14 protein-coding genes are annotated in these 12,676 nt (G+C 34.1%); 5 read left to right on the top strand and 9 right to left on the bottom strand.

Going from position 1 to position 12,676, the window contains the following annotated elements:
* Nucleotides 1-4: 4 nt before the first annotated feature.
* Complete coding sequence (gene lptG / locus A9G41_RS04560) at nucleotides 5-1,069, top strand: LPS export ABC transporter permease LptG (RefSeq protein ID WP_065582774.1); 1,065 nt, start codon at nucleotides 5-7, stop codon at nucleotides 1,067-1,069.
* An 85-nt stretch (nucleotides 1,070-1,154) separates the two neighbouring features.
* Here lptG and msrB read toward each other — a convergent pair whose 3' ends face one another.
* From msrB to msrA, 3 genes are read right to left on the bottom strand one after another with little or no spacing between them, the layout of a single operon-like run.
* Nucleotides 1,155-1,595: a peptide-methionine (R)-S-oxide reductase MsrB gene (msrB, locus tag A9G41_RS04555; protein WP_065582773.1), complete on the bottom strand. Its 441-nt coding sequence runs from the start codon at nucleotides 1,593-1,595 to the stop codon at nucleotides 1,155-1,157.
* Nucleotides 1,596-1,648: 53 nt separating this feature from the next.
* Nucleotides 1,649-2,170 carry a cytochrome b gene (locus A9G41_RS04550; protein ID WP_065582772.1) on the bottom strand — a complete coding sequence of 174 codons (522 nt, stop codon included), beginning with the start codon at nucleotides 2,168-2,170 and terminating at the stop codon, nucleotides 1,649-1,651.
* Between the two features lie 15 nt (nucleotides 2,171-2,185).
* The gene (msrA, locus tag A9G41_RS04545) at nucleotides 2,186-2,719 is read right to left on the bottom strand and encodes a peptide-methionine (S)-S-oxide reductase MsrA (RefSeq protein WP_065582771.1); all 534 of its coding nucleotides are present in this window, start codon (nucleotides 2,717-2,719) and stop codon (nucleotides 2,186-2,188) included.
* 154 nt (nucleotides 2,720-2,873) lie between these two features.
* Here msrA and A9G41_RS04540 point away from each other — a divergent pair, with 154 nt between their 5' ends.
* Nucleotides 2,874-3,146: a DksA/TraR family C4-type zinc finger protein gene (locus A9G41_RS04540; protein ID WP_065582770.1), complete on the top strand. Its 273-nt coding sequence runs from the start codon at nucleotides 2,874-2,876 to the stop codon at nucleotides 3,144-3,146.
* Nucleotides 3,147-3,211: 65 nt separating this feature from the next.
* On the opposite strand, the gene A9G41_RS04535 is transcribed toward A9G41_RS04540, so the two are convergent.
* Nucleotides 3,212-3,862: a DUF421 domain-containing protein gene (locus tag A9G41_RS04535; protein WP_065582769.1), complete on the bottom strand. Its 651-nt coding sequence runs from the start codon at nucleotides 3,860-3,862 to the stop codon at nucleotides 3,212-3,214.
* A 539-nt stretch (nucleotides 3,863-4,401) separates the two neighbouring features.
* Nucleotides 4,402-4,938 carry an HPP family protein gene (locus A9G41_RS04530; protein ID WP_065582768.1) on the bottom strand — a complete coding sequence of 179 codons (537 nt, stop codon included), beginning with the start codon at nucleotides 4,936-4,938 and terminating at the stop codon, nucleotides 4,402-4,404.
* A gap of 124 nt (nucleotides 4,939-5,062) precedes the next feature.
* On the opposite strand from A9G41_RS04530, the gene A9G41_RS04525 reads away from it, so the two are divergent.
* Entirely contained in the window at nucleotides 5,063-5,614 is a 552-nt protein-coding gene (locus A9G41_RS04525; RefSeq protein WP_065582767.1) for a TetR/AcrR family transcriptional regulator, read from the top strand.
* A gap of 514 nt (nucleotides 5,615-6,128) precedes the next feature.
* Nucleotides 6,129-6,458 carry a hypothetical protein gene (locus A9G41_RS04520; RefSeq protein WP_065582766.1) on the top strand — a complete coding sequence of 110 codons (330 nt, stop codon included), beginning with the start codon at nucleotides 6,129-6,131 and terminating at the stop codon, nucleotides 6,456-6,458.
* A 265-nt stretch (nucleotides 6,459-6,723) separates the two neighbouring features.
* Here A9G41_RS04520 and A9G41_RS14220 read toward each other — a convergent pair whose 3' ends face one another.
* On the bottom strand, nucleotides 6,724-6,879 hold the full coding sequence (locus tag A9G41_RS14220) for a hypothetical protein (RefSeq protein ID WP_176700471.1): 156 nt from the start codon (nucleotides 6,877-6,879) through the stop codon (nucleotides 6,724-6,726).
* A 588-nt stretch (nucleotides 6,880-7,467) separates the two neighbouring features.
* On the opposite strand from A9G41_RS14220, the gene A9G41_RS04515 reads away from it, so the two are divergent.
* Entirely contained in the window at nucleotides 7,468-8,868 is a 1,401-nt protein-coding gene (locus tag A9G41_RS04515; RefSeq protein ID WP_065582765.1) for a phosphoethanolamine transferase, read from the top strand.
* 77 nt (nucleotides 8,869-8,945) lie between these two features.
* On the opposite strand, the gene tkt is transcribed toward A9G41_RS04515, so the two are convergent.
* From tkt to A9G41_RS04500, 3 genes are all read right to left on the bottom strand, one after another.
* A complete protein-coding gene (tkt, locus tag A9G41_RS04510) occupies nucleotides 8,946-10,952 on the bottom strand; it encodes a transketolase (protein WP_065582764.1) in 2,007 nt (668 codons plus the stop codon).
* A 139-nt stretch (nucleotides 10,953-11,091) separates the two neighbouring features.
* Entirely contained in the window at nucleotides 11,092-12,042 is a 951-nt protein-coding gene (tal, locus tag A9G41_RS04505) for a transaldolase (protein WP_065567596.1), read from the bottom strand.
* A gap of 330 nt (nucleotides 12,043-12,372) precedes the next feature.
* Nucleotides 12,373-12,603 (bottom strand): FeoC-like transcriptional regulator, encoded by a 231-nt coding sequence (locus A9G41_RS04500; protein ID WP_065582763.1) that lies wholly within the window; start codon nucleotides 12,601-12,603, stop codon nucleotides 12,373-12,375.
* Nucleotides 12,604-12,676: the final 73 nt, after the last annotated feature.

Genomic DNA, 12,676 nt, shown 5'->3' with positions numbered 1-12,676 from the left:
AAGTGTGTTTTCGATTTTAGATCGTTATATTGGTAAAACTATTTTAAGTACCATTGGTGTTAGCCTTTTTTTGCTGATTAGTCTGTCCGGTATTATCCGTTTTATAGATCAACTTCGAAAAATAAAAGTTGATTATGATGCGTTTTCTGTTGGTGTTTATACCTTTTTAATGGCGCCAAAAGACTTAGAAGTTTTCTTTCCTATGGCAGCATTATTGGGGGCTTTAATTGGTTTAGGCTTATTGGCATCACGCAGTGAACTAATTGTGATGGAAACGTCAGGCTTTAGTCGTTTCAAAATTGCCCTTGCGGTTATGAAAACAGCATTACCGCTCGTATTAATTACAATGGCAGTTGGAGAATGGATTGCTCCTATTAGCGAACAGACTGCACGCAATATGCGCTCTGAAAAGCTTTATGGTAATACCTTAATGGCACAGCAAGGCAGCATTTGGGCTAAAGACGGTAATGATTATGTGTTTATTGGGCAGGTGAATAACGATAATTCAATATCTAATGTTTATATTTATTCCGTTGATCAAAATAAGTTGCTATCCATTACCCATGCTGCTTATGGAGTATATGAAAATGACAGTTGGACTTTATCACAAGTAGAAAAAAATGATCTAACAGCGCTCAACAAAGTGGTAGGAGTCAATATGGTATCCATCCCTTGGAAAACAAACATTACCCCAGATAAATTAAGTATTGTAGCATTTGATCCTGACTCATTGTCAGCTTCTGGACTTTATCAATATTCGCAATTTCTTAAAAGCTCAGGACAAGATACCAAGTATTATGATTTGCTATTTTGGAAGAAGATTATCAAACCCGTTTCGGTTGCTGTGATGATGTTGCTCGCTTTGTCATTTATTTTTGGTCCATTACGTAGCGTATCGATGGGCATTCGTATAGTAATTGGTATTAGCTTCGGTTTCTTATTTTATATTGCTGATAATTTATTTGCGCAAGTGAGTATTGTTATTGGAATTTATCCCATCGTTGGATCGTTGATAACCAGTGTTGTATTTTTGTTAATTAGTTATATTTTATTTAAACGAAACAACTAAGCTTGCTAAGATTTTATCAACCCTATCATCTTGTTAGATGATAGGATTTTTATTTTATAAGTTCTATTTTATCGACTGTTATTTATTATTTATCAAATAGCTTTATGTACTGCCCATAACCAGCATATTCTAATTCATCTTTAGGTATAAATCGTAAAGCAGCCGAATTAATACAGTAGCGTAACCCACCCAGCTCTTTTGGACCATCAGTAAAAACATGTCCAAGATGAGAGTCGGCATTCGCTGATCGCACTTCGGTGCGACGCATAGCAAAACTGGTATCTTTTTTTTCAATAATACTACTCTTATTTATTGGCTTAGCAAAACTAGGCCAGCCACACCCTGAATCAAATTTATCTAACGAGGTAAATAATGGTTCACCAGATACTATATCGACATATAATCCTTCACGATGATTGGCATTAAATTCATTATCAAACGGTGGCTCTGTACCATTTTGTTGGGTAACATAATATTGCATAGGTGTTAATATGGATAGCGCTTTTTCTTTCATGGTTTTATTCATAAATCACCTTCTTGTAGTTTAAAGTTACTTGTTTTAATTAATGTCGGTTAACATCAGTTTAACATCGATTGCAATACTTTATCTTTAATTACAAAATAATGATATAAAGCACCAGCTATATGTATGATAAGTAAAATACCAAGTAAATATGAACTGGCTTGATGAACGCTATGAAATATTTGATAAGCCTGATTTGGCAAATCAACAACAGGTATAGAGACGATACCAAAAAAATTCAGTGGATGACGACTCATCAAGCAACCAGAGAGCGGCACAATAATCAATAAAATGTAGATAAACCCTTGCGTTGATTTTGACAAGACCCGCTGTAATTTATGATCTTTGGGTAAGACATCTGGTACGCCTCCGTGCTTTATTAACACAAATCGCCACAACGTTAATACAAAAATCAATGCACCCAAAGATTTATGTAATAAGTAAATAACCGGCATACCCCCCAAATAGTTTGACAATACCGCCTTAAACATAACCACTAAAAACGCGAGCAAAATCAAGGTAAAAGTTAACCAATGAATCCATTTTTGTTTACTATCATAGTGCGGATAATTTTGCATTATTAACTCATCCTCTTATTTGTGTTTTTGCCAATGTTGAACCAAAAAATGAGAGCGCCCTGATAGTTGATAGTATTGGTTATAGCGTTGCGGTTGTTTAGTGTAATAATTTTGGTGATAGTCTTCAGCGACATAAAAACTCACAGCAGGCTCGATGGCAACACCAATTGGTTTATCAAACTTCCCGCTGGCTTGTAATGCTTGTTTAGAGGCCAGCGCTTGTTTATGTTGATATTCATTATGATAAAAAATTACAGGACGATAAGAATCGCCCCGATCGGCAAATTGCCCCTGAGAATCAGTGGGATCAATTTGTTGCCAAAAAATTTCTAGCAATTTTTTATAGCTGATGACTTTCGGTTCAAACGTAATTTGCACGGCTTCAGTATGCCCTGTTGTGCCTGAACAGACTTGTTGATAGGTTGGATTAATTACATGTCCACCTGTATAACCCGATACAACATTGATCACGCCCTCATACTTATCAAAGGGTTTTACCATACACCAAAAACAACCACCAGCAAATGTTGCTTGTTCATATTGTTGCATAAAAACCTCCACATTTTGATAATGTTAAATTAAATATGCGCACCGCTGTAGTCAATAACATAATTTTGGATGATTAACGCCCTAAATTACTTGAAACAGTCCAAAAAAACACCATATCATTACCCTACTATTTCAGTTATAGGAGGCTCCTTTTATGGCAAGTGGATGGGCATCTGACGATGCTGTTAACCAACAAATCGAAGGTACTATTGCCGATGCTATAGAAAACGCAAGGCGACAACTCAATTACGGTACAATTAGCGCTCACTTTTGCATTGAGTGTGGCGACCCTATCGCTGATGCCAGAAAAATAGCATTACCCGGCGTACAATATTGTTTGTCTTGCCAACAAGAAATCGATAAACAATTAACTAAAGCATCGAGCCTATATAATCGCCGTGGCAGTAAAGATAGCCAACTGCGTTAATTATTTCGCGGATATAAATTAATTGAGTTGAAAATGGGTGGACCTCAATCCACCCTAAAAAATAATTATTTTTTACCTTCACGAATTGCATCATAAGGATAAATAATCAAATTATTATCAAACCATTCAGCGCAAAAAATATCTTCTATTTTTTCGTAACCTTGTTTGGTGATCTCGCGTTTAACCCAATCTTCATCTTTGTTAAGCTGCTTAAGATTATCCTGACTAATTGCACCATTTTCTATAATGAGTACAGCGATATCTTTATCGCCTTTTTTGATAATGGTTAAAGAACCATTGAGTTCATACCAAACTTCTTTTAATTCATCAAATGAAGCTATACCTTGTATATTCACTAAAGTTTCAAAATCTCTTACCGGTAAGTTCGCTTTTATAAAATTATCCGTAATTAAATAGCCACTTTTCACTAATTGTATCGGTTCACCATCTATGGCATCACGTAGGCGTGAGTTTTTAGATTTGATAAAACGAATTAAAACAAGTAGACCCGCCCAAATCGCCACTAACCCAGCAGCTTCCCAAGGCGATACTGTTGGGCTAAGTAACGCACCCCCAACCAGCGCACCAATAACCATACTACCGACCTGATCAAGCTGTGACATTGGTGCAATTTGACTTTTACCTGATAACTTGACGTAAATAAGTAAAATAACTAGTGCTAACAAAAATTTTGGTGCCATTTCTAATAAATACATTTCCTTTCTCCCAGCTAACATGATATGTTGAACTACAGTTCCAAATACAGAATTGAACAAACTTCCAAATTGGAACAGGTAACAATTTATATAAAAATCGGTGTAACTTTTGTGTAATTGACAATCAACTCACATTTATTTTATGAGCAAAAACCAAAATAAGACATGATCATTAAGATAAGTAACTATTATTGTACTCTAAAATTTAAATAATTTATAAGATTATTGCTTTGATTGTGATAACTTATTTCTATTATGCAATTTTAGTTAAAAATTACAACAATGAAAAACAATAATGATTGTGGTGATAAAATACCATTAATGATGGCATAAAACCAACTCGAAATTGCTTTAGATTATTACTCAATGCACTAAAGCAACAACGACTATCATATTACCTTCCTCTAGAATCTTAACCATTAAATTAAGTGCAATATTAACGGTAAATCTTTGCATCCATTTGCAAGCAGGTTTGAGAAAAAACAATTATATTATTTCCAATAAAAATAATATTAATCGCGTTTTTATTGGAAATTTAGCTATAATTTTTTATTACGAAAGAGCGCAAACCAATAGATTGGCCACTTGCTTTTTCCGATAAGATTATTGACAATGTACGCAATGATAACTAATGCGATAGAGCCTGATAACACAGGAAACAGCAAAAAACTAAAATTATAATTAACTTGATTTGCTGTTAACAATATAACTAGCGGATTAGCGCCTGCTGGCGGATGCACGCATCGCAAAAACTGCATGGTAGCAGTAGCACATCCCACAGCGAAAGCGATAACGAATACTGAATCACCAAGCAACTTTAAAAATAGCAACCCAATAAACGCTGAGATAAGATGCCCAAAGATCACATTTCTAGGCTGCGCCAAAGGAGATTGAGAAACTGCAAATAAAATTACACAAGAAGCGCCAAACGGGACCATTATAAAATAGCTACCAGAGTATATTGTCAAATATACTAATGTTAAAATTGCCAAAAAGCCACCTAACAACCCCTGTGTTAAGTCCAGTAATTTGGGTCTACTTGGTAGTTTTTCGCCATCGAAAAAAAAGAATTTCATTCGCTATTGTCCTGTTTGGTTATAATAATGATTAAATAAAACTGTACCGATCTGTACAAAATTAATAGTAGTACAGATAATTTATTTCAGGTAATTTATTTTGAAAAAAACATACAAACGAATAATGGAAACAGCTGAAGCGCTGTTTTATCGAAGTGGTTTTGCTAATGCTGGCGTCGATGAGATAAGAGATAAATCAGGATGCTCTAAAACAACCTTATACAATAATTTTGGCAGTAAAGATAAATTGATACTTGAAGTATTAAAGCAAAGAGATTTGAGGTTTAAAGCAAAACTTAACGAAGCTATCTTAAACCTTAATGGAACAGAAGCTATTATGAAGATTTTTGAATGGCATGAAAAGTGGTATTGCGAAGAAAATTTTAACGGCTGCTTGTTTATCCGTGCAATGGAAGAAATACCAGAAGATTCATCATGCATATCTGATATTGTAGTAGAGCATAAAGAATTTATTCGAAATCTTATTTTTTATAAGCTTGAAAATTACCCCAATAAGGCATCTTTAACAAATAAACTAATGGTAATACTTGAAGGGCTTGCCAATATTAGTGTGGTATACAAAAATAAGCAAAACATGCATCAACAAATTCTACAGGACACGCTTAACCTCGTGCTAGAATTACTAAATAACGCCTTAGTATTTAAGAAAGATTAATTAAAAATAATGCATTATTAAGTATGTAGAAAAAGTAATGAATTTGTATTAATTGCAATTAGGAATTTTATCAAAAACTTTCAGGTAGGTCGTGTTTCAATATAAATTCGTTTTTTGCTTTTATAGAAGCGCTTTTGTGGTTTTTTACTCATTAAAGAGCTTGATCATCACCAACGTCAATCTTACAGAGCCACCTTGCATCAGCTATCTTTTTGGGCAATTAGCCTTAATTAGCCCCATAGTTTTAGCTATCGCTTAGGGATTAAGTGCTCAAGGATTAAGAATAAGCACAATAATATAATGATCACTGCGGGCGCTCAAATGCGAAAGAACGTAATCACTTCATATTTAAGCACCTATTTGGGCAAATAGGTAATGATTACCTGTTATCATCCATCTCGTGTTTTCTGATAAAAGTTTCTACACAACTCGCTGAAAATGTGAATTTAAAACAGTAAGCATGAGTTATTATATATTTTAATAAATTCTGCATGTTAATTTTAGGTAAATAAAAATGATTCAAGAAATATTGACTAATATAAGAAATGGTCCAACTATTTTAACGTTACCTGAAATAATAAATTTGATGAATTCTCTTCAACTACTAAAAACTGAAGAAATATTAAAAAATGATGAGGATTTTTTACAATTGCTAGATTTACTAGTCGAATCTTATTGTGATTCAGCAATATTTGAAGTTAATGCTGATAATAAAGCCTATTTAAATCAATTTAGTCGTTGGTTAATTAAATTAGGAAAAAGGCATCCATTTGGGGAAAACCAAGATAACTTAAGCTCATATTCAAATATATTTTTAAAAGAAATGTCGAATACTTTAATTTAATGAAAAAAGTTTATATAAATTTATTGTGCGATAGTTGTAAAAAATATTTAGAAATCGATATCATTTAATGGTTGTAGGATCTCCTCTGGTTGTTTACACATTTTTGTTAAAATAAAATTCAAGCATCTCATAAGGTGTAGCACCATTTAAGCCTTTATGTAGTTTAAATGTATTGTAAAAGTTAATAAAATGACAAAATTTGGCTTGTTGGCAATTACATCGGCCAATACTTATTGTTCATACCAAATTTCCATTAATAAACTTATCACTCGCTCAGCTTTACCATTAGTTGAGGATGGACAATTTTAGTTAACTTTTGATTGATTTTATTGTCTTGGCAAAACTTAACAAAATCATGCTCAATAGTTCCTTTGTATTCGGTGCCGTTAACTGAGCAAATATCGTTAATGGTATAAGACATTTGTGGTAACACATCATACTGTAAAAAGGTGCTGAGCCGAATTTAGACGATCTGTTATCGTTTTCTCAACTTTAACCTGCCTTTTAAGCCCATATTTTGTTATTTTATAACGTTCACTTGAACCTAATTGTATTTAAAAAGCTTGTGACGGTAGAGTTTTAATGCTTTATAAATAGTGGGACAACTGACATTAAATATCAATGCTAAGTTAGTGACTGTGATTTTTGTTTTATTGTATAAACGCTAAACCGTTTCTCAATAACAAGCAATTAATATTTTTTTTATACATATTTATTACAATAATTTTTCTTAATACTGTAAATAATGCGAGTGAGTTATACATCATGTATTGCTTAACAAACTAATAAATATATAATTACCAGACTCAAAAATTACCAATAATTAATACAATTACAATAGTGATAAAAAAAGAAACCTTATTTTCACATGGAATGTGCCTTTGTCTTTCCATTCTGCTTGTTTATTTGTTAGGACTTCCGCAACGTTTTGATCGTATATTTCTAACATATTTTTCTCTGATATTTTTAGCTAGACTTACTTTTTTTCGCATTTTTTTGCATTTGGTTTGTGGTAGCTGCTCTTTATCTACCTGTAGGATTTTATTATGGCCCGCCGAACGTTGCCGTAATTAGCTCTATCGCAGAAACAGACTTTGATGAAATATCAGAATTTTGTTCACAACTACCTATTTATTTTTATTTTATTCCTACAATCTTGATACTATTTTTTATTTTCTTATTTAAAAAATTTCCGTTTCCAAAAGTAAATAATCGCTATTTGATTATTTTCATATTAGTGCTATGCTTCCATAAACCAATAAAAGTAACTATTAAATATCATCCCGATACTTTCAATTCAACAATTTACTCTATTTTTAGCAATACTAAATATCCTATTTTAGAATTTTGTATTGCATTCTATGAAAGCGGAAAACTATATTTAACAGAAAAACAACAGCAAATTAAACAGATCGAACAAACCAATAGCATACCAATTATATCGGTTAATCCAAAGCATAAAACCTATATTATTATTGGCGAAAGCGTTCGAAAGGACTATAGGAGTGCTTATGGATTTAAATATGACAATACACCATTTGCTCGAAATCATGCCAGCATTATTTGGGATGGACTTATTGCACCAGCGCCAAATACTCAATCATCCATTCCGCATATAATTAGTCAATCTGTTTTTCCAAATGGCAAAGAAGTTCATGCACAATTAAATAATAATATTGTTAGTATTGCTAATGATGCAAAATTTGAAACTTATTGGCTATCAAATCAAGGAAAATTAGGAAAAATTGAGATTACAGTACCAAGAATTGCCTCGTATACTCAGCATGCTTTTTATACTAAGAAAGGCGAGTATAATGGCAAATCATCAAGAGGGAAATATGACACATTATTATTACCAGAATTAAATAATATTTTACTAAAAGAAGGAAATAAACCAAAACTTATTATTATGCATCTTATAGGTTCGCATCCTCACTTTTGTAAACGATTAGAATTTGATGTACAGTTTAATCTTAATAATAAAAATCTTTCTTGTTATGCAAGTAGTATCAAAGAAACAGATGACCTTATTGCTCAAACTATTGATATGTTAAAAAAACATAATCAAGATTATTCTGTTGTTTACTTTGCAGATCATGGGCTTGCTCATACCGACCAATATAATGACTTAAGACACAATGCCGAATATAAAGATAGCTATCGAATTCCTTTTATCTTTTTTGATTCAGATAACAAATCTCAACAAAAAATTAATAAACAAATATCTGGATTACAACTTGTTTATTTATTAAGCAACTGGTTGGGAATTAAATTAGATGTACGACATGATTATATGCTAAATAAATTAACAGACATACCAGAACAAACGCAAATACAAATAAAAGACTGGAAAACCAATAAACTATTTCAGTTTGATCAATTAAAAGAAGACCCAAATCCTTTTAATTGATACTAGTTTTAAATACGCCATCAACAAATCTAAATGATGGCGTTTTTTAGTGCATTACTGAGAGTGCTAGTTGTTACCTATTTCAGCAAACTTTTTGCTTGTGTAAGTACGTTTTCAACAGTAAAGCCAAATTCTTTAAACAGTTGATCAGCCGGTCCTGATTCACCAAAAGTTGTCATGCCAATAACTTTGCCATTTAACCCAACGTATTTATACCAAAAATCACTAATACCCGCTTCAATAGCAAGACGAGCTGTCACTGATGATGGCAGTACTGACTCTTTATAAGCACTATCTTGTTTATCAAATGCGTCAGTTGATGGCATTGATACCACACGTACTCTCTTTCCTGCTTGGGTCAGTTGTTGATACGCTTCAACAGCAAGCTCTACTTCCGAACCAGTAGCAATAATAATCAATTCTGGTACGCCCGTGCAATCATTTAGGATATAACCACCACGATAAACATTAGCTAGTTGTTCAGCTGTACGCTCTTGCTGTTTTAGGTTTTGTCTTGAAAAGATTAATGCTGTTGGTCCTTCTTTGCGCTCAATACCATATTGCCATGCAATCGCTGACTCTACTTGGTCACACGGGCGCCATGTGCTAACATTTGGCGTAATACGTAAGCTAGCCATTTGTTCAACAGGTTGATGCGTTGGTCCGTCTTCACCCAAACCAATTGAATCATGAGTATAAACAAATAATGACCGAATTTTCATTAGCGCGGCCATACGAATCGCATTACGTGCATATTCCATAAACATTAAGAAAGTCGCACCATATGGAATAAACCCGCCATGCAATGCAATACCATTCATGATAGCGGACATACCAAACTCGCGCACACCATAATGGATATAATTACCACTAGGATTAGCTAAAATTTCTTTTGATCCTGACCACATAGTTAAGTTACTTGGCGCCAAATCAGCCGAACCACCTAAAAACTCAGGTAAAGCAGGTGCAAAGGCTTCAATGGCATTTTGCGATGCTTTACGTGTTGCAATCGTTGCAGGGTTAGCTTGTAATTTATTCACCACATCGTTAGCAATTTGTAACCAATTTTCAGGCAAATCACCATTAACACGGCGTGTAAATTCTTTGGCTAATTCAGGATAAGCTTTTGCATACGCATCAAAACGGGCATTCCATTCATCTTCACACTGCTTACCTTTATCTTTAGCATCCCAAGCATCATAATAAGCTTTAGGAATTTCAAAAGCAGGGAAATCCCAGCCAAGTGCTTCACGTGTTGCTTCAATTTCGGCATCACCTAATGGCGCACCATGGCTTTCATGACTACCCGCTTTATTTGGCGAACCAAATCCGATAACGGTTTTACACATTAATAATGACGGTTTATCAGTTACTGCTTGCGCTTGCTCAATGGCTTGTTTTAGCGCTTTGGCATCATGACCATCTATACCTCTAATCACATGCCAACCATAAGCCTCAAAACGTTTAGCTGTATCATCAGTAAACCAGCCTTCAACTTCTCCATCAATTGAAATGCCATTATCATCGTAAAATGCAATGAGTTTCCCTAATTTAAGAGTACCAGCCAACGAACATACTTCATGCGAAATACCTTCCATCATACAACCATCGCCCATAAACACATAAGTATGGTGATCAACAATAGTGTGAGCAGGCTTATTAAATTGCGCAGCTAAGGTTCTTTCGGCAATAGCCATACCAACGGCATTAGCAATACCTTGCCCTAGTGGACCTGTGGTCGTTTCAACTCCAGGCACATAACCATATTCAGGGTGACCTGCTGTTTTTGAATGCAACTGACGAAAATTTTTAAGATCATCAATTGTCACCGCATAACCTGTTAGATGCAATAAACTGTAGATCAACATAGACGCATGACCATTTGATAAAACAAAACGATCGCGATCAGCCCATTTTGGATTAGTTGGATTATGCTTTAAAAAACCACGCCAAAGGACTTCAGCCATATCCGCCATACCCATAGGTGCTCCAGGATGGCCTGATTTTGCTTTTTGCACGCCATCCATGCTTAATGCCCTTATCGCATTCGCCAGTTCGCGCTGAGATAGTGAGGTTGCATTCATGTTGTAATCTCCAAAAAAATTTTTGAGTTAAAAATTGTTAATACATGCAAGGTAAAATTACTTGCGAAATCGTTAGTCAAATTAACAAAACAAAATAATGGTAAAGATGGGGAGTTAACTCCCCTAGTGCTCAAAATGATTATAATAATGCCCCAATCATATCTTCTAATTTGCCTTGGTCTATGGCAAAAGCACGGATTCCTTCGGCTAGCTTTTCAACTGCCATAGCATCGCTATTATGTTGCCATCTAAATTCGGCTTCAGTCATTGGCTCTGGTCGAGCAACTACAGGTTGATTTGGATTAAGTTTTTGAACAACAGTGGCATTTGATTGTTGCATTTCAGCAAGTAAGTTAGGTGCAATAGTCAATCTATCACAACCAGCTAACGCTAAAATCTGATCGACTTTACGGAAGCTCGCACCCATTACAATGGTTTTATAACCATGCTGTTTATAGTAATTAAAGATATTACGAACAGAAATAACGCCTGGATCTTCATCCGCATTGTAAGGATCAATAGGTTTTTTAGCTTGATACCAATCATAAATACGCCCAACAAAAGGCGAAATTAAAAAGACATTTACTTCAGCACAAGCTCGTGCCTGTGCAAATGAAAACAATAAAGTTAGATTACAGTTGATGCCTTCTTTTTCGAGCACTTCAGCCGCTTTAATACCTTCCCACGTTGATGCAATTTTAATTAAAATGCGTGACTTATCAATGCCCTTTTCTTTATAAAGCGCAATGATTTTACGAGCTTTTTCAATACACGCTTGTTTATCAAAAGACAAACGAGCATCGACTTCGGTCGAAATGCGTCCTGGCACTGATTTTAAAATTTCAGCACCGATATTGACTGCCACTTGATCGCAAGCATTAATCAATTGCTGTTCTTTGCTACCACCTAATTTTTTAGCTGTTTCAATCGCAGAATCAATCAAATACCGATATTGAGGAAGCTGTGCCGCCTTTAAAACAAGAGAGGGATTAGTTGTTGCATCTTCAGGCGAAAATTGTTTAATCGAATCGATATCACCTGTATCGGCTACAACTACTGTTAGTTTTTTAAATTCATCTAATTGATTCATATTTTTTATCCTCATACAGCGCTTTACTATAATGAAAGTATAATAACATTTATTCGATAATAAAACGACTTTGTCATCGGCCGATGATTTCATTATATTGTTGGCAAAAACAAACATCTCAAACTGCAAATAAGACGTTATTATCAAGCTTTACCAAGATAAATTCACTTATTTTGATTAGTTATATTTGCTATTTTTACCGTACAAATAATTTCAATTATGAGAACTAAATCACAAAATCAAATCTCTATTAATTTATATTAATCTACCAACAAAAATAAAAACTAATGAATACTAAAATAGTCAGACAAATCTAACAAATGCATTTGATTACCCCCAAGCATATTCAATATGATTTGTTAAATTACAACTTGAGCAAGAATGGCATTTATCTGCTTGACAAGGAAGTGATTGATTTTGCGCTATCAATTTAATCATTCCTTTTTTTATCCAAAACCGTAACATCTGCTCGGTGGCACTTTCAGGTAAACGAAAGTGCCTTGCAATATCTTGCAATGATGCACGGCCTTTTAATTGCACATAATCACGAATTGACGTCATTAACATAACATTAATATGATTTGCAGGGCGAGCCCTGCAAATCGCTCCTCTATTATTATTTTTACAAATTAAC

Origin of the sequence: Gilliamella sp. Nev5-1 (assembly GCF_001690895.1) — a bacterium.
GTDB lineage: Bacteria > Pseudomonadota > Gammaproteobacteria > Enterobacterales > Orbaceae > Gilliamella > Gilliamella apicola_C.
This window is presented reverse-complemented; position numbering and strand designations above follow the sequence as displayed.

Coding starts and splice junctions, on each gene's coding strand:
- A9G41_RS04500 (WP_065582763.1), bottom strand. CDS start 12,603: ATGACGTCAATTCGTGATTATGTGCAATTAAAAGGCCGTGCATCATTG.
- A9G41_RS04535 (WP_065582769.1), bottom strand. CDS start 3,862: ATGTATTTATTAGAAATGGCACCAAAATTTTTGTTAGCACTAGTTATT.
- tal (WP_065567596.1), bottom strand. CDS start 12,042: ATGAATCAATTAGATGAATTTAAAAAACTAACAGTAGTTGTAGCCGAT.
- A9G41_RS14220 (WP_176700471.1), bottom strand. CDS start 6,879: ATGTCTTATACCATTAACGATATTTGCTCAGTTAACGGCACCGAATAC.
- msrA (WP_065582771.1), bottom strand. CDS start 2,719: ATGCAACAATATGAACAAGCAACATTTGCTGGTGGTTGTTTTTGGTGT.
- A9G41_RS04550 (WP_065582772.1), bottom strand. CDS start 2,170: ATGCAAAATTATCCGCACTATGATAGTAAACAAAAATGGATTCATTGG.
- A9G41_RS04525 (WP_065582767.1), top strand. CDS start 5,063: ATGGAAACAGCTGAAGCGCTGTTTTATCGAAGTGGTTTTGCTAATGCT.
- A9G41_RS04540 (WP_065582770.1), top strand. CDS start 2,874: ATGGCAAGTGGATGGGCATCTGACGATGCTGTTAACCAACAAATCGAA.
- A9G41_RS04520 (WP_065582766.1), top strand. CDS start 6,129: ATGATTCAAGAAATATTGACTAATATAAGAAATGGTCCAACTATTTTA.
- A9G41_RS04530 (WP_065582768.1), bottom strand. CDS start 4,938: ATGAAATTCTTTTTTTTCGATGGCGAAAAACTACCAAGTAGACCCAAA.
- msrB (WP_065582773.1), bottom strand. CDS start 1,595: ATGAATAAAACCATGAAAGAAAAAGCGCTATCCATATTAACACCTATG.
- tkt (WP_065582764.1), bottom strand. CDS start 10,952: ATGAATGCAACCTCACTATCTCAGCGCGAACTGGCGAATGCGATAAGG.